Source organism: Enterobacter sp. Li2LvB3 (genome assembly GCF_056156645.1).
Genome location: NZ_JBSICG010000026.1, coordinates 14,481 through 30,883, shown reverse-complemented (window position 1 = coordinate 30,883; position 16,403 = coordinate 14,481). Strand labels below are relative to the sequence as shown.

Below are 16,403 nucleotides of genomic sequence, written 5' to 3'. Positions count from 1 at the left end.
GAATAAAAGGAAAAATAATGAAGCTGCAATTCACACTGCTCACATCAGCACTCTTCCTCGCGCTGCCGGTACTGGCAAAAGAGGTTCCGCTCAGCCAGGCGGCCGACATCGCCAGCAGCGTTACGCCGGCATCTGCCAGCCCGTCGTTTGATGCTCTGGAAATTCAGACGCTGGCGCAACTGCGTGCGGCGCTGAAAGGTGATGCCGCCACGCTCACGCGTGACCAGCTCGAAAAGGCGAAGCAGAACAAAACCCAGGCCGATAAAGCCTGGCTTAAGGCAAGCGGCTATGACTTCAGGGTAAAAGAGAACCAGCAGGCGGGTATCGACCTGCTTTCGGGATTCAGTAAACTGCCCGAGATCGTTATCAACGCAAACCTCCAAACAGTGACCGCCATTAACCGCGATGCTTCGCAACTCGCTCGCCATCAGGCACTGGCGGATGCCGAAGGGATTAGCTATCTCTACTTCCTGAGCGACGCGCTGGGGCCGCGTCTGGGTAAGGCATTTCTTGATGCCTATGACAAAGGGGAACTTGGCAAAGCCGCGGCGCTGATTAAGGCATCTGAAGTCAGCACTGGCGAGGCGAAAAAGCACTTTAACAACCCGCGCCCGTTCCTTATCCAGGGCAATACCATTCATCTGGTGCCTGATGACGTGGTGGTAAAAGACAATCAACCCTATACCGCTGACGGCGGCTCGTTCCCGAGCGGGCACACCAACACCGGTTACACCGACGCATTGCTGATGGCAGAGATGATCCCGGAGCGTTTTGATGCGTTGGTGACGCGGGGGGCACGCTATGGCTATTCCCGTATTGTCCTCGGCGTGCATTATCCGCTGGATGTGATGGGCTCGCGAATGGTGGCGCAGCGTAATGTAGCCTATTATCTGAATGACGCCAGCTATCGCGCGCTGTTTAACGAAGCCCGCGACCAGCTGCGCACCGCGCTGGAAAAAGAGTGTGGGACATCGCTGACTGAGTGCGCAAAGACCGACGGTAAGAACGATCCGTATCGTGACCCAGCCATGCAGACGTTCTATCGCTTCACCATGACCTACGATCTGCCGCAGCAAAAAGGCGAACAGCAGAGTCTGAAAGTGCCTGAAGGGGCCGATGTGCTGCTGGAAGCGGCACTGCCAAACCTCAGTGCAGCCCAGCGCCAGGCGCTGATGGTGAAAACTGCGCTGCCTGCGGGTTATCCGCTCTCCGGGACAACGCCGGATCAGCAGTTCTGGCAGCGTCTGAACCTGCCTGCTGCCTATGCGCTCGGGCATCACGCACACTAAGTAACCCATACCCGGCAGCGTTACGCTGTCGGGCGTAATTCCCCGCTTGCACCATTGAAATCCTCTACACTTAACCCCATTACTGAACCAATATGTACAGCGCCGGATGCGCGCTTCATTCATCTTCTTCAACAGGACAGCGCTTATGACCAATCCATTACTGACGCCTTTTTCGTTGCCACCGTTTTCTAAAATCCTCCCTGAGCATGTGGTTCCAGCCGTTACGCAGTCGCTGGATAATTGCCGTGCGGCGGTAGAAAGCGTGGTGGCGCAAGGTGCGCCGTACACCTGGGAAAATCTGTGTCAGCCGCTGGCGGAAGTGGATGACGTGCTGGGCCGTATCTTTTCGCCAGTGAGTCATCTGAACTCGGTGAAAAACAGCCAGGAGCTGCGCGAAGCCTACGAGCAAACCCTGCCGCTGCTCTCTGAGTACAGCACCTGGGTGGGTCAACATGAAGGGCTGTACCAGGCCTACCGCGACCTGCGCGATGGTGATCACTATGCGTCACTAAATACTGCGCAGAAGAAATCTGTGGATAACGCGCTGCGTGATTTTGAGCTGTCCGGTATTGGTCTGCCAAAAGAGAAACAGACTCGCTATGGCGAAATTGCCGCGCGTCTGTCTGAGCTGGGCAACCAGTACAGCAACAACGTGCTGGATGCCACGATGGGCTGGACGAAGCAGGTAACCGACGAAGCAGAGCTTGCCGGGATGCCGGAAAGCGCGCTGGCGGCAGCGAAAGCACAGGCCGAAGCGAAAGAGCTGGAAGGTTTCCTGTTAACGCTGGATATCCCAAGCTACCTGCCAGTAATGACCTATTGCGACAACCAGGCGCTGCGTGAAGAGTTGTACCGCGCTTACAGCACACGCGCGTCCGATCAAGGCCCAAATGCGGGCAAATGGGACAACAGCCCGGTGATGGCTGAAATCCTCGCCCTGCGTCACGAGCTGGCACAATTGCTGGGCTTTGAAAGCTATGCTTTCAAATCTCTCGCCACCAAAATGGCGGAAAACCCACAGCAGGTGCTGGATTTCTTAACCGACCTGGCAAAACGCGCCCGTCCGCAGGGCGAGAAAGAGCTGGCTCAGCTGCGCGCTTTCGCGAAAGCGGAATTCGGTGTGGATGAGCTACAGCCGTGGGATATCGCTTACTACAGCGAAAAACAGAAACAGCATCTCTACAGCATCAGCGATGAGCAGCTGCGCCCGTACTTCCCGGAAAACAAAGCGGTAAACGGTCTGTTCGAAGTGGTGAAACGTATCTATGGCATTACCGCTAAAGAGCGTACTGACATCGAAGTCTGGCACCCGGACGTGCGTTTCTTCGAGCTGTATGACGAGAAGAACGAGCTGCGCGGCAGCTTCTATCTGGATCTCTATGCGCGTGAAAACAAACGCGGTGGAGCATGGATGGACGACTGCGTGGGCCAGATGCGTAAAGCGGATGGTTCGCTGCAAAAACCGGTCGCTTACCTGACCTGTAACTTTAACCGTCCGGTGAATGGTAAACCTGCGCTGTTTACACACGACGAAGTGATCACCCTGTTCCACGAATTCGGTCACGGCCTGCACCATATGCTGACCCGCATTGAAACCGCAGGCGTTGCCGGTATCAGTGGTGTGCCGTGGGATGCAGTCGAGCTGCCAAGCCAGTTTATGGAAAACTGGTGCTGGGAGCCGGACGCGCTGGCGTTCATCTCTGGTCACTTTGAAACCGGCGAACCGCTGCCAAAAGAACTGCTGGATAAAATGCTGGCGGCGAAGAACTACCAGGCGGCGATGTTTATCCTGCGTCAGCTGGAGTTCGGCCTGTTCGACTTCCGCCTGCACGCTGAGTTCAGCCCGGAACAAGGGGCGAAAATCCTCGAAACCCTGGCCGAGATTAAAAAACAGGTCGCCGTTATTCCAGGACCAACCTGGGGCCGTTTCCCGCACGCGTTCAGCCATATCTTTGCAGGTGGTTACGCGGCGGGTTACTACAGCTACCTGTGGGCCGATGTGCTGGCGGCCGACGCCTTCTCTCGTTTTGAAGAAGAGGGCATTTTCAACCGTGAAACCGGCCAATCGTTCCTGGATAACATCCTGACGCGTGGCGGCTCTGAAGAGCCAATGGTGCTGTTCAAACGCTTCCGTGGCCGTGAGCCGCAGCTGGATGCGATGCTTGAGCATTACGGGATCAAAGGCTGATTGTTACGTGAAGATCTGCTTAGTAGATGAATCAGGCGCCGGAGACGGCGCCTTATCTGTTCTGGCCGCCCGCTGGGGACTGGAGCACGATGACGAAAACCTGATGGCGCTGGTGATGACGCCAGAACATCTGGAACTACGTAAACGCGACGAGCCGAAGCTTGGCGGCATCTTTGTCGACTTTGTGGGTGGTGCCATGGCGCACCGGCGCAAGTTCGGCGGCGGTCGTGGCGAAGCGGTAGCGAAAGCGGTCGGGATCAAAGGCAGTTATCTGCCGGATGTGGTTGATGCCACCGCGGGGCTGGGGCGCGATGCTTTTGTGCTGGCGTCTGTTGGCTGCCGTGTGCGGATGCTGGAGCGCAATCCGGTAGTGGCGGCGTTGCTGGACGATGGGCTTGCGCGTGGCTATGCGGACCCGGAAATCGGCCCGTGGTTGCAGGAGCGTTTGCAGCTTATTCACGCCTCCAGCCTGACTGCGCTGACGGATATCACCCCGCGCCCGCAGGTGGTCTACCTCGACCCGATGTTCCCGCATAAGCAGAAAAGCGCGCTGGTGAAAAAAGAGATGCGTGTGTTTCAGTCGCTGGTGGGGCCAGATTTGGATGCCGATGGTCTGCTGGAGCCTGCCCGCCTGCTCGCGACAAAGCGTGTGGTGGTGAAGCGCCCGGACTATGCGCCACCGCTGGCGGATGTTGCCACAACCAACGCGGTGACCACCAAAGGGCACCGGTTTGATATTTATTCGGGGACAGCGGAATAAAAAAGCCGGGTGGCGGTTTCGCCTTACCCGGCCTACATTCTATTCCCTCTCCCTGTGGGAGAGGGCTGGGGTGAGGGGAATTTAATCCACTTACTCTTCTTCTTCGTCACGCAGTGGAACAATCAGCATATCCACGTGAACGGTGTTGATCAGCTGACGCGCTGAAGACATCAGCTTGCTCCAGAAGTCCTGGTGATGACCGCAAACCACCAGATCCATATCGTATTTCTTGATTGCATCAACCAGTACCTGACCCAGATCGCCGCTACCGCTTAAGGTTTCGGTAATAGGGTAGCCCGCGTTGGTAGACAGCTCACTCAGTGCATGGTGAGTCTCTTCAGAGATACGCTTTTGCATATCGCCCAGATTCACATCGATCAGACCGGTATAGAGATCGGAGTAATTCACATCAACGTGAATCAAAGAAACTTTCGCGTTATAGGGACGCGCCATGGATACCGCTTTATCAACCAGCACTTTGCTCTCCGGGGAGAGGTCTACCGCGATGAGAATGTGTTTGTAAGCCATAGTGTTACTCCTTCCTTAAGTTATCGATGACTAAAAGAGAAAGCCGTCGTCTGTTGCTTTCATTACGGCTCAGTTCAACAAATTTTTCAAGCCTTCGCGTTGATAACGATTAACCTTGTGGCAAAAAAATTAACGGATCTCCTACACTATTTAATGAGCCGTTCGGATATTAAAACGCGAACCGGATCGACTTTTGAGTCATTCTTTCACTGAACTGTCTGTCAGGGCATTGGGGTGCGGTAGCTCAGGGGCTTTGCTTCGAGGGCGGACGCCGGGGAGGATGTATGATTAGCACCGTCGCATTGTTTTGGGCGTTATGCGTAGTTTGCATAGTGAATATGGCGCGCTACTTCTCATCGTTACGTGCGCTATTAGTGGTACTTCGTGGTTGCGATCCGTTGCTTTATCAGTATGTGGACGGTGGAGGGTTCTTCACCTCGCATGGACAGCCCAGCAAGCAAATGCGTCTGGTGGGGTATATCTATTACCAGCGCTACCGCGATCATCACGATGAAGAGTTTATCCGTCGCTGTGAGCGCCTGCGTCGTCAGTTTATTTTAACCAGCGCCCTGTGCGGCCTGGTCGTGGTCAGTATGATTGCGTTGATGATTTGGCACTGAGCACAGGAAAGGCGAGGTTATCCTCGCCTTATTTTCGTTTATCTCAGGGGCTCACCGTAAACCGAAGGTCCGAGATATTGTCCTGAATTGAGATGACCTTCCCGCTGTAGGAGATGCTCACGTCTCCATTTTTATCTATGCTGGCACTGGTGATAGTGCCTGTCCCCTCAATAACGGGATGCTTCGTAGCAAGCTCATGGATAACGTCTGTGTCTTTTCCTGCGATCTCATGTGACAAGTAGTAACGGTAAACCGTAGGCACGGTTGCTCCACCCTGATTATTAGCGGTCATGTAGAGCCTGACGCTGTCAGACAGGTTATAAACACGCTTGAGTTCATCGCTTTTTCGTGGGTCCGGCTGGTGATTCAGCCATATAAATCCTGTGACCAAAGCCAGAAGCACAAGTGTAACAAGCCGATGGAGCCATCTAATAACCATTCTGAATGGCATAATCTATCCCTTCTCTGATATTACGCTGGTCCGTTGGGTCGTCCCCATAGGGTGGTTTTTCGTACCATTTTCCCCATTCAGGCTTTGAGGTGCCGGCACGACCTTGAGCCCAACCCGCACCCATCAGAAGAATGCTTGCAGGAATACCTGCGGCAGTACCGGCAGCACCAAAGTTAAAATTACCGAATGCTGCAAAATATGGGTCGAATTTTTTGTAATCCCACGGACCGCCATTTCGAACTTTTTGGTAGAACCAGTAGTAGGTTGAGGGTGTGGCCATATTACGCGACATTCCATGGCTGCGTGCTTCACGCATGTTGTTGGCAATCACGATTGAGCCAGGCCCTGAGACAGGGACAGAAGCCATACATTCTCCTTTGCATTGTATTTTTTTCTGCCCGTCATGATAGTTTCCGCCAACCTGCTTTTTTGGACAAAAAATGTTCAGGGTTTCCTGATGCCCCGATCGCTCCAGTACAAGACAGCTATAAAAAAAGCGGGCCAGTTTCCTGGCCCGCTTTTTTGTTGCGCTTAACGAATTAAATCAGCTTCAGCGCAATCCAGTACAAACCACCAGACAGCAGGATGGATGCCGGGAGTGTGAACACCCAGGCCATCAGAATGTTGGTAACCGTTTTGCGTTGCAGACCACCACCGTCAACAATCATGGTACCCGCCACAGAGGAGGAGAGTACGTGGGTGGTGGACACTGGCATCCCGGTGTAGCTCGCCAGACCGATAGAAACCGCCGCTGTCATCTGCGCGGACATACCCTGCGCATACGTCATGCCTTTCTTACCAATCTTCTCGCCGATTGTTGTTGCCACACGGCGCCAGCCAATCATCGTACCGATACCCAGTGCCAGCGCAACCGCCATGATTATCCAGATTGGCGCGTACTCAATGGTATTGAGCATATCGCCTTTCAGTTTCTTCAGCAGTCGCTGGTCGTCAGCGCTTATGCCAGGCTGTTTCGCCACTTTATCCGTCACATCAGAGATGCAAAGCATAATGCGACGCAGCTGACCGCGCTGCTCAACGGTAAGTTTGTCGTAGCTTTCGATGTCGCCCAACATACCTTTCGCACGTTCCAGAGCATTAATCGCATTCGCCGGGTGGCAGTGGAACTCGCCAGGTGCGGTGGTTGCGCCTGCTTCCGGTGAAGGGATCAACTGGTCAACACCGGTCGCTTGCTTCAGCAGCTCAGGGTGCTGCTGGAAGTAAATTTCGACGTTGTTCACGGCATCACGAGTACGTGTGATTTCGTAACCGGAGGCATTCATGTTGACCACAAAGCCTGCCGGAGCAACACCAATCAGGACCAGCATCACCAGACCAATGCCTTTCTGACCATCGTTCGCGCCGTGTGAGAAGGCCACGCCGATAGCGGAAAGGATCAGGGCAATACGCGTCCAGAATGGCGGTTTTTTCTTGCCGTCTTTCTTCTCACGCTCTGCCGGTGTCAGGTGAATACGGGAGCGTTTTTTAGTATTGCTCCAGTAACGACGCAGGATGAAAATCAATCCACCTGCTACCACCAGACCCACGATAGGGGAGACGATAAGTGAGGCAAAAATCCCAATCACTTTCGGGATGTTCAACGCATCGACAACCGATGTACCGGTCATCAGGGCATTCGTTAACCCAATACCAATAATCGCGCCGATGAGGGTGTGAGAACTGGATGCAGGCAGGCCGAAATACCAGGTACCGAGGTTCCAGATAATTGCAGCAAGCAGCATTGAGAACACCATAGCAAGGCCATGGCCAGAACTAACGTTAAGCAGCAGATCCGTTGGCAACATATGCACAATGGCATACGCAACGCTCAGTCCGCCCAGAAGGACACCAAAAAAGTTAAATACCGCCGCCATAACAACCGCAAGTTGCGACTGCATTGCGCGAGTGTAGATAACCGTTGCTACTGCGTTTGCAGTGTCGTGGAAGCCGTTGATTGCTTCGTAAAACAGAACAAAAACTAGTGCAAGCAATAATAAAAGCCCGGTATGTAAATCCAGGCCAGCAAACAAATGTAGCATAGGACGTTACGCCATTTTGAGGACATGAACGCGGCGCATTATCCAGGACAAATGCGCAACGGGCAAAGTGAAATATAGCTTTTTTTTGATATTCCTTCGGCTTTGGTGGACTTAGGTAAAGAAATATATTTTATATTTCAAATATATGACTGATATCTGGCTTATTTGCGCTGGTGCGACCACAGCGGAAACTTTACAATCCGCGCAGTTAACGAAGAGGGTTTTGACGTGGAAAGGTTTGATGCCGTTGTGATTGGGGCCGGTGCGGCGGGTATGTTTTGTGCGGCAATGGCCGGGCAAGCGGGCCGTCGGGTACTGCTGCTGGATAATGGTAAAAAACCCGGACGCAAGATCCTGATGTCTGGCGGGGGCCGCTGCAACTTTACCAATTTGTATGTCGAACCCGCGGCATATTTGAGTCAAAACCGTCATTTTTGCAAATCTGCGCTGGCGCGCTATACCCAATGGGATTTTATCGATCTGGTGGGTAAACACGGTATCGCCTGGCATGAAAAAACGCTGGGTCAGCTGTTCTGCGACGACTCCGCCCAGCAGATTGTCGATATGCTGGTGGCCGAGTGCGAAAAAGGCGATGTGGTCATGCGCCTGCGTACGGAAGTGCTGGAGGTATCGCGCGATGAGCAAGGCTATACGCTGCAACTGAACGGTGAAACCGTCAGCGCGGATAATCTGGTGATTGCCAGCGGCGGGCTGTCGATGCCGGGGCTGGGTGCGTCACCCTTTGGCTACAAGATTGCCGAACAGTTTGGCCTGAAGGTACTGCCTACACGCGCCGGGCTGGTGCCGTTTACGCTGCATAAGCCATTACTTGAACAACTTCAGACACTCTCCGGCGTGTCTGTTCCCTCTGTCATCACTGCCGAAGATGGCACGGTATTTCGCGAAAATCTGCTTTTCACCCATCGCGGGCTTTCCGGCCCGGCGGTGTTACAGATCTCCAGCTACTGGCAACCGGGCGAGTTTGTGACGGTCAATCTGGTGCCTGATTGCGACCTGGAAAGCTTCCTGGACGAGCAGCGCAGTGCACATCCTAATCAAAGCCTGAAAAACACGCTGGCGATGCAGTTGCCGAAGCGCCTGGTTGAGTGCTTGCAGGTGTTAGGGCAGGTGCCGGATGTGTCTCTTAAGCAGCTAAACAGCCGCGATCAGCAGGCATTGGTAGATACTCTGACAAACTGGCGCGTGCAACCCAACGGCACCGAAGGCTACCGTACGGCAGAGGTGACGCTTGGCGGCGTCGATACTGATGGGCTTTCTTCGCGCACCATGGAAGCGCGTGACGTGCCGGGCCTCTATTTTATTGGTGAAGTGATGGACGTTACCGGCTGGCTTGGTGGGTATAACTTCCAGTGGGCCTGGGCGAGCGCATGGGCATGCGCGCAGGCTCTGGCAGAGAAATAATCACACTACGCAATTATTGCACCAACATTTCCCCGGCTTTCCACTAAGCTTCGACTCAGAAAAACATGTTCAGGTGCCCCGGCGCGTTCAGCAGGGGCAGTCTTCTCTTTCTCAGTCAGAGCCCCTTCCATGCAGCTACTCAGCATCATTATTTTGCTCACGCTAACCGTGGTTATCCATTCGCTGTGGATGTTTTGCGTTTTAAAATTCATAAACCTGGAAGTCGATTCTGCGGTGCGCGTTGTGCTGCGCAATGTCGGCATTGTGATTTCAATGATCTTTGCCCATCTTCTCGAAGCCAGCCTGTTTGCGGGATTCTACTTCCTGGTTGAGGCTTTTAACGACTGGAACACTAGCTTCTACTTCTCGCTGGTGAGCTACGCCACGGTGGGGTATGGCGATGTAACGCTGCCGCAAAACTGGCGGCTGATTGGCGGGCTGGAAGGGCTGGTCGGCGCCCTGATGGTCGGCTGGTCAGTGGCGGTGCTGGTGGCCGTGCTCCAGCGGTTACGTGGAATGAGCGCCTAATCGAAAGATGCGCCCACCCCTTGTAGTAAGGTAAAGTACGTTTCCTTGCGCAGCCGATTAGGCTGCGGCCTTGAGGGTGAGAGGCTGATAAACAGCCCACCCTTTTCTACTTCTGGTTTTAACCAGTCTGCATGGTTAGCGTTTTGTCTTCAAAAAGGGTTGTGTATGTCTGTTGCTCATCTCGGTTTCCCAACTGAAACCGTTGTTGTTTTTGTCGTGATGGCTGTCGGGGCGATGTTTATCGACCTCTTCATGCACCGTCACGATAAACCTGTCTCGCTGAAAAGCGCCGCCATGTGGTCTATTTTCTGGGTCATGATGGCGATGGCGTTCGCCGGGTTCCTCTATGTGCATCATGGCGCAGAGATGGCGAGCTTGTTCCTGACCGGTTATGCGCTGGAAGAGGTGCTGTCGGTCGATAACTTGTTTGTCATGATGGCGATTTTTGCCTGGTTCGGCGTGCCGGATAAGTACCGCCACCGCGTGCTCTACTGGGGTGTACTGGGGGCGATTGTCTTCCGCGGTATTTTCGTCGCCATTGGTACCAGCCTGCTGAGCCTGGGGCCCTACGTCGAGGTCATCTTTGCGCTGGTTGTTGGCTGGACGGCACTGATGATGCTCAAACGTAACGAAGAGAGTGACGAGGTTGAAGATTACTCCGGCCATCTGGCCTACCGTCTGGTGAAGCGCTTTTACCCGGTCTGGCCGAAAATCAGCAGCAATGCGTTTATCCTGACCCAGAAAGAGGTGGATGTAGAGCTTGAAAAGCCAGAAAACCAGGATGTTATGGTCGGGCGCATGAAGAAGGCGAAGCGTTACGCAACACCACTGCTGCTCTGCGTGGCGGTTGTTGAGCTGTCCGATGTGATGTTCGCGTTTGACTCGGTCCCGGCGATTATCGCCGTCAGCCGTGAACCGCTCATCATCTACAGCGCAATGATGTTCGCTATCCTCGGCCTGCGTACGCTCTATTTTGTGCTGGAAGCGCTGAAACAGTACCTGGTGCATCTGGAGAAAGCGGTGGTCCTGCTGCTGTTCTTTGTCGCGTTTAAGCTGGGTCTTAATGCCACCGATCACTTCTGGCATCACGGTTACAGCATTGGCGCAACCGCCAGCCTGTTTGTGGTGCTAGGGGTGTTAGCGCTGGGGATAATTACGAGCGTGATGTTCCCTGGCAAACGTGCGGCCTGATGCTCTGTTTTCGCCCTCTCCCGGCGGGAGAGGACCGGGGTGAGGGCACCAGAGCGCACTAACCCTTAATCGGTGAATTCCGGCGCTTACGCGGATGATGGAAATGTCGCCAGTGCGGATCTTGCGCTGCCGCCAGCAGTTCGTGGTCACCTCGCGTGTCACCCCAGGCGCGCAGATGGTAATCGTTCAGATTGCCATACACTTTTTCCAGCCTGGCGACCTTCTGCGCACAGCGGCAGTTGTTACCGGTGATCCGTCCGGTCAGCTTGCCGTTTTTCACTTCAAGCTGTGTCCCGATAAGCTTAATGCCGAGCTTATCGGCCCACGGTTGCAATACCAGCGCCGGAGAGGCTGAGCAGATAGTCACCTCTGCACCGGAATTGACCTCTGCGGCAACCGCCAGCACACCCGCCGGGCGCATCAGCTTCGTCCAGTATTTCTCGCAAAACACCTCGGCCTGCTGGCGCAGCCAGTGTTCATCTACGCCGGTCAGGAAGGTTTTGATCAGCACTTCTTTCAGCTCATCACGCGTCAGCTTACGGCGTACGCAGTGGAGTGTCGGTAACGCCATACGCACCAGGCGCCCCGCAAAGTAACGTTTACCAAAGGCAAAACGCAGGAACGGGATAAAGCTGTCGTGGTGCGTCAATGTTCCATCAAAGTCAAAGACAGAGAGCACGTTGGACTTGGCCACTGCCTCGTCGGCAATCATATTGGTCATAAATACGTCTTAGCTGAAATACACATTCTGCTCATTAGTTTACCTGCTTTACCCCATCAGTCCTTCTGTAACGTGCATTTTTTTATCAATCTTGCGACCTGAAAGTGAGTCCATTTTTGGTCCCGATAAAGATTGGGTAAAAAATGAGCTGTCTATATTATCACCGCATCGAAAGATATTTCGGGGGAACATTGGCCCCCACGCGTAAGGAAAAATTCACTCACTGCTTCTTTCTTGATATGACTCTTAGATCGCTTATTTCAATACTCTCGTTAAGTTTTGCTTCTTTTTCTGCCTTTAGTTTTCAACTGCCCGCGTCGATGTTGTCCATGAACAGCGAGCTGGCGACTTCTCCGGCGAAGACTGCGCTGGTGCATCAGGAAACGGGCCCGCTGCGCTCACGTATTCTTGATCAATACCAGAAGTGGAAAGGCACCCAATATTTGTGGGGTGGCACCACGCACCGTGGGGTGGATTGCTCTGCGCTGATGCAGCACCTGTTCAGCGATGCGGCGCACCTCAACCTGCCGCGCACCACAGGCGAGCAGATCCATCGTGGTGTGCAGGTGGCACAATATCGCTTAAAAGCCGGGGATTTGGTGTTCTTCCAGACTGGGCCAAACCGCCGTCACGTAGGCGTGTACATTGGCGATAGCCAGTTTATCCATGCGTCGAGCAGCCAGGGCGTCACGGTTTCAACCTTGACCGACAACTACTGGCAAGAGCACTTTATTACTGCCCGCCGTGTGGCAGGCAGTTCGGCCTGAGCAGGTCAGATAATATCGTCCACCACGCCGCCATCCACGCGCAATGCCGCACCGGAGGTGGCGGAAGCCTGCGTTGAACAGACATACACCACCATATTAGCCACCTCTTCAACCGACGCGGCGCGCTGTATGACTGAGCTGGGGCGGTTGGCCATCACAAACTCTTTCGCCAGCTGTTCCAGCGATTTGCCGGTTCTTTCGATTTCGTCTTTCATCATCCCGGCGAAACCATCGGAAATGGTTGGCCCCGGCAGCACGCTGTTCACCGTCACGCCACTTCCCGCCACGAATTTCGCCAGGCCGCGTGCCAGTGAGAGTTGTGCAGTTTTGGTTACGCCATAGTGGATCATATCTGCCGGAATATTGCAGGCCGATTCCGATGAAATGAAGACCACACGACCCCAGCCTTTCTGCACCATACCCGGCAGCAGGGCGCGGGAGAGCCGTACACCCGACATCACGTTGGTTTGCCAGTAGCGCTCCCAGGTGGCATCGTCGGTGTCGTAAAAATCCAGCGGGCCGTAAATCCCGGCGTTGTTTACCAGAATATCGACACTGGTTGCGACCTTCAGCAGCGATTCAACCCCTTCCGGGGTGCTGAGGTCGGCAATGGCTGCCCGCACCTGGACACCCGGCACCGCCTGCTGTAATTGCTGTATCCCATTATTGACCGATTCGGTGCTACGCCCGTTGATGATCACTTCCGCGCCGCCTTCGGCCAGCCCTTTGGCAATGGCAAAACCAATGCCGCCCGTGGAGGCCGTGACCAGCGCAACTTTGCCCGTAAAATCAATTTTCATTGTCTGCTCCTTGTGGTTTTCAAAGTTCAGACCTTAAAGCGTAGCAGTTGAGGTTTACCGGGGTGGGCTAAAAAGGCGCAGTAGCGTTTCAACCTGCTCGTCCAGCGGCGTCAGGGCGCGCTTTACGATCAGGTGCAGAGGCGTGGCACGGCGCGTACCGTGGCTCAGTGGCAGCATTTTAAGCACGCCCTGTTCAAGCTGGCTCTGAATGCGTTCCTCCGGCAACCAGCCATAGCCCACCTGATACATCACGGCCTCAATCGCGGCATCGATGGTCGAAAATGTCCACGACTCTCCGGCAGTGCTGGCGGCAGGCTGGTTATCTGCAATATGAATTAGTGGCCACGGACGTAGCATCTCGTCATTGAGCGGCGTATTGAGCGCAAATAAGGGGTGATCGCGATGGGCGACGGCAACAAAATCAATGTTCATCAACCATTCGCCAAGCCCGGTGATGTCCTGACGGCGGGTTAACACCATGACATCGGCTTCATTATTGACGATATCCGAGCTGGCATTTTCCAGCACCTCCGTCAGCCTTACCTGGGTTTGCGGGTACATTTGCTGGAACTGGCGCAAAATGGCGAACAGACGGCGGCGCGGGAAAATGTTGTCTACGACCAGGTCCAGCCGCGTGCGCATCCCGTTGCGCAGCGTTGCCGCCCGTGTTTCGACGTACGAAAAAGCCTTGAGCAGCGGCTTTACCTGGTTGAGAAGCAATTCTCCGGCAGGGGTTAATACCGCGCGTCGACCTTCCGGCACCAGCAGCGCCACTCCCAGCCGCTCCTGCAATAAAGACAGGTTATAACTCACGGAGGACTGGCTGCGGGCGGTCTCTTCTGCCGCTCTGGCGAAGCTGCCAAGCTCTACCACTTTCTCCAGTAGTGACCACTGTTCCAGCGTTGTCTTGTGCATAACGTATCTAAAATTTGAATGAATTTGATTCAAACATAGCGTTATTCATCCATTTTTTGAAGGAGTACGATCGTCTCATCAAAACAGAGGAGACACATTATGAGCACCTTCGACAAACATGATTTGAGCGGCTTTGTGGGTAAACACCTGGTCTACACCTACGATAATGGCTGGAACTACGAGATCTACGTGAAAAATGACACCACGCTGGATTACCGCATTCACAGCGGCATCGTGGCGAACCGTTGGGTAAAAGACCAGCAGGCATATATCGTGAGGGTGGGTGAGAGTATTTATAAAATTTCCTGGACTGAACCCACCGGTACGGATGTTAGCCTGATTGTGAATCTGGGTGACAAACTCTTCCACGGTACGATTTTCTTCCCGCGCTGGGTGATTAATAACCCGGAAAAAACGATCTGTTTCCAGAATGATCATATCCCACTGATGAATGCGTATCGTGACCAGGGGCCGGCGTATCCTACTGAAGTGATTGATGAGTTTGCGACCATTACCTTTGTGCGGGACTGCGGTGCGAACAATGACTCGGTGATTGCCTGTGCTGCCAGTGAATTGCCGGATGATTTCCCTGCTAATCTTAACTAAGCGCGACAATTCACTTATTTAGAAAGTTCCCGGGTGATTTCGTTTTTCAGGCGAAATGCCCGGAATTCTAATTTTGGTTGAGCATTTATTTACTTTTCTTATTATTTTCCCTGCAATCAAGTGAAATACGGCCTTAATTTGCCGTGAGCCTAATCACAAAAAATTCAAAAAAACAGAGATTCCATCTATCTTTATGTTGTTAAACGGTTTTTTAACTTCCCCTTCTTGTTAATCTCATTGTAATTTAGCTGTGTCTTAATTTTTTCCTAAGAAAAGAGGACTACTTTGCCTTAGTTGATGGTTTGTTGACATAAATGAAGCAACGACTAAATTTTATTTGGTATTTATTTAAATTCCATCTTGCATGATCCCATTGAGCTGCCCATTACGACAGCGCAGTAAAAGATGACGCCTTTAATACAGCAAGGAAATTAATAATGAGTGATTTTCTGCCTTTTTCGCGACCGTCGATGGGCGCTGAGGAAATTGCGGCGCTTCAGGACGTTTTGATGTCGGGCTGGATCACCACAGGGCCAAAAAATCAGGAGCTTGAAGAGGCATTTTGTAAGCTGACGGGGAATCGTCATGCGATTGCTGTCTGCTCTGCAACCGCCGGGATGCACGTCACGCTGATGGCGATGGGCATTGGCCCCGGTGATGAAGTCATTACCCCTTCTTTAACCTGGGTGTCGACCCTCAATATGATTGTGCTGCTGGGCGCAACACCCGTGATGATCGATGTCGACAAAGACACGCTGATGGTAACGCCAGAGGCCATCGAAGCCGCTATTACTCCCCGTACCAAAGCCATCATCCCCGTGCATTATGCGGGTGCGCCTTTTGATATCGATGCGATTCACACGATAAGCGAACGTCACGGTATCCCTGTTATTGAAGATGCAGCCCACGCAGCAGGCACTTACTACAAAAATCGCCATGTTGGCTGGCAGGGTACCGCTATCTTCTCTTTCCACGCGATCAAAAACATGACCTGCGCGGAAGGCGGTTTAGTGGTGACGGACGACGAACAACTGGCACAACGTATCCGCAGTCTCAAGTTCCACGGGCTTGGTGTTGATGCTTATGACCGCCAGACTCACGGCCGCGCGCCGCAGGCGGAAGTTATCTCCCCAGGGTATAAATATAACCTCGCGGATATCAACGCCGCGCTGGCGCTGGTCCAGTTGGGTAAGTTGAGCGAAGCCAACGCGCGCCGTCGCGAAATCGCTGAACGTTATCTGACGGAGCTTGCGGATACACCTTTCGAGCCGCTGCGTATTCCAGCCTGGCCGCATGTCCATGCATGGCATCTTTTTATCATTCGCGTTGATGAAGCCCGCTGTGGGATCTCACGTGACGCGTTAATGGACGCGCTGAAAGCAAAAGGCATTGGTACTGGTCTGCATTTCCGTGCTGCTCATACGCAAAAATACTATCGCGAGCGTTTCCCTGAAGTCTCGCTCCCGAACTCCGAATGGAACAGCGCGCGTATTTGTTCACTCCCTCTTTTCCCGGACATGACGCATGACGACGCAACCCGCGTCATTACCGCGCTCCATCAGCTTGCAGGAAATTGAT

General features: G+C 53.5%; 17 protein-coding genes. 10 read left to right on the top strand and 7 right to left on the bottom strand.

Features of this window, described 5'->3' with window-relative positions; translation table 11 throughout:
* Positions 1–17: 17 nt before the first annotated feature.
* The 3 genes from ACS603_RS19140 to rsmJ all read left to right on the top strand — a co-directional run bounded on the left by ACS603_RS19140 (position 18) and on the right by rsmJ (position 4,237).
* Positions 18–1,289: an acid phosphatase gene (locus ACS603_RS19140; protein WP_474944726.1), complete on the top strand. Its 1,272-nt coding sequence runs from the start codon at positions 18–20 to the stop codon at positions 1,287–1,289.
* Positions 1,290–1,434: 145 nt separating this feature from the next.
* The gene (prlC, locus tag ACS603_RS19135; RefSeq protein ID WP_182062873.1) at positions 1,435–3,477 is read left to right on the top strand and encodes an oligopeptidase A; all 2,043 of its coding nucleotides are present in this window, start codon (positions 1,435–1,437) and stop codon (positions 3,475–3,477) included.
* Positions 3,478–3,484: 7 nt separating this feature from the next.
* Positions 3,485–4,237 (top strand): 16S rRNA (guanine(1516)-N(2))-methyltransferase RsmJ, encoded by a 753-nt coding sequence (gene rsmJ, locus ACS603_RS19130; RefSeq protein ID WP_182062872.1) that lies wholly within the window; start codon positions 3,485–3,487, stop codon positions 4,235–4,237.
* Between the two features lie 90 nt (positions 4,238–4,327).
* Here the strand turns inward: rsmJ and uspA are convergent, their stop codons facing one another.
* Positions 4,328–4,765: a universal stress protein UspA gene (gene uspA, locus ACS603_RS19125; RefSeq protein WP_014072197.1), complete on the bottom strand. Its 438-nt coding sequence runs from the start codon at positions 4,763–4,765 to the stop codon at positions 4,328–4,330.
* Positions 4,766–5,049: 284 nt separating this feature from the next.
* On the opposite strand from uspA, the gene uspB reads away from it, so the two are divergent.
* Positions 5,050–5,385 (top strand): universal stress protein UspB, encoded by a 336-nt coding sequence (gene uspB, locus ACS603_RS19120; RefSeq protein WP_003861224.1) that lies wholly within the window; start codon positions 5,050–5,052, stop codon positions 5,383–5,385.
* 43 nt (positions 5,386–5,428) lie between these two features.
* Here the strand turns inward: uspB and ACS603_RS19115 are convergent, their stop codons facing one another.
* The 3 genes from ACS603_RS19115 to pitA form a co-directional block, all read right to left on the bottom strand.
* Positions 5,429–5,836 (bottom strand): hypothetical protein, encoded by a 408-nt coding sequence (locus tag ACS603_RS19115; RefSeq protein WP_474944725.1) that lies wholly within the window; start codon positions 5,834–5,836, stop codon positions 5,429–5,431.
* Positions 5,814–6,203: a polymorphic toxin type 44 domain-containing protein gene (locus tag ACS603_RS19110; RefSeq protein ID WP_315687181.1), complete on the bottom strand. Its 390-nt coding sequence runs from the start codon at positions 6,201–6,203 to the stop codon at positions 5,814–5,816. The genes ACS603_RS19115 and ACS603_RS19110 overlap by 23 nt, the downstream gene beginning before the upstream one ends.
* Before the next feature lie 172 nt (positions 6,204–6,375).
* Positions 6,376–7,875, bottom strand: coding sequence for an inorganic phosphate transporter PitA (gene pitA / locus ACS603_RS19105; protein WP_182062871.1), 1,500 nt, complete (start codon positions 7,873–7,875; stop codon positions 6,376–6,378).
* 228 nt (positions 7,876–8,103) lie between these two features.
* Here pitA and ACS603_RS19100 point away from each other — a divergent pair, with 228 nt between their 5' ends.
* From ACS603_RS19100 to ACS603_RS19090, 3 genes are all read left to right on the top strand, one after another.
* Positions 8,104–9,297, top strand: a complete 1,194-nt coding sequence (locus ACS603_RS19100; protein WP_474944724.1) for a BaiN/RdsA family NAD(P)/FAD-dependent oxidoreductase — start codon at positions 8,104–8,106, stop codon at positions 9,295–9,297.
* 129 nt (positions 9,298–9,426) lie between these two features.
* Positions 9,427–9,825, top strand: coding sequence for a potassium channel family protein (locus ACS603_RS19095; RefSeq protein ID WP_182062868.1), 399 nt, complete (start codon positions 9,427–9,429; stop codon positions 9,823–9,825).
* 165 nt (positions 9,826–9,990) lie between these two features.
* Positions 9,991–11,016, top strand: a complete 1,026-nt coding sequence (locus ACS603_RS19090) for a TerC/Alx family metal homeostasis membrane protein (RefSeq protein WP_474944723.1) — start codon at positions 9,991–9,993, stop codon at positions 11,014–11,016.
* Between the two features lie 58 nt (positions 11,017–11,074).
* Here the strand turns inward: ACS603_RS19090 and ACS603_RS19085 are convergent, their stop codons facing one another.
* Positions 11,075–11,737 carry an HAD family hydrolase gene (locus tag ACS603_RS19085; RefSeq protein WP_182062866.1) on the bottom strand — a complete coding sequence of 221 codons (663 nt, stop codon included), beginning with the start codon at positions 11,735–11,737 and terminating at the stop codon, positions 11,075–11,077.
* A 239-nt stretch (positions 11,738–11,976) separates the two neighbouring features.
* On the opposite strand from ACS603_RS19085, the gene ACS603_RS19080 reads away from it, so the two are divergent.
* Positions 11,977–12,504 (top strand): NlpC/P60 family protein, encoded by a 528-nt coding sequence (locus ACS603_RS19080; RefSeq protein WP_182062865.1) that lies wholly within the window; start codon positions 11,977–11,979, stop codon positions 12,502–12,504.
* Between the two features lie 5 nt (positions 12,505–12,509).
* On the opposite strand, the gene ACS603_RS19075 is transcribed toward ACS603_RS19080, so the two are convergent.
* Positions 12,510–13,304 carry an SDR family NAD(P)-dependent oxidoreductase gene (locus tag ACS603_RS19075; protein ID WP_474944722.1) on the bottom strand — a complete coding sequence of 265 codons (795 nt, stop codon included), beginning with the start codon at positions 13,302–13,304 and terminating at the stop codon, positions 12,510–12,512.
* A gap of 54 nt (positions 13,305–13,358) precedes the next feature.
* Positions 13,359–14,219, bottom strand: coding sequence for a LysR family transcriptional regulator (locus ACS603_RS19070; protein ID WP_315687175.1), 861 nt, complete (start codon positions 14,217–14,219; stop codon positions 13,359–13,361).
* Between the two features lie 99 nt (positions 14,220–14,318).
* Between ACS603_RS19070 and ACS603_RS19065 the strand changes: the two genes are divergently transcribed.
* Both ACS603_RS19065 and arnB read left to right on the top strand, forming a co-directional pair.
* The gene (locus ACS603_RS19065) at positions 14,319–14,825 is read left to right on the top strand and encodes a phenolic acid decarboxylase (RefSeq protein ID WP_182062862.1); all 507 of its coding nucleotides are present in this window, start codon (positions 14,319–14,321) and stop codon (positions 14,823–14,825) included.
* A 437-nt stretch (positions 14,826–15,262) separates the two neighbouring features.
* Positions 15,263–16,402, top strand: a complete 1,140-nt coding sequence (gene arnB / locus ACS603_RS19060) for a UDP-4-amino-4-deoxy-L-arabinose aminotransferase (protein WP_446491703.1) — start codon at positions 15,263–15,265, stop codon at positions 16,400–16,402.
* Position 16,403 lies beyond the last annotated feature (1 nt).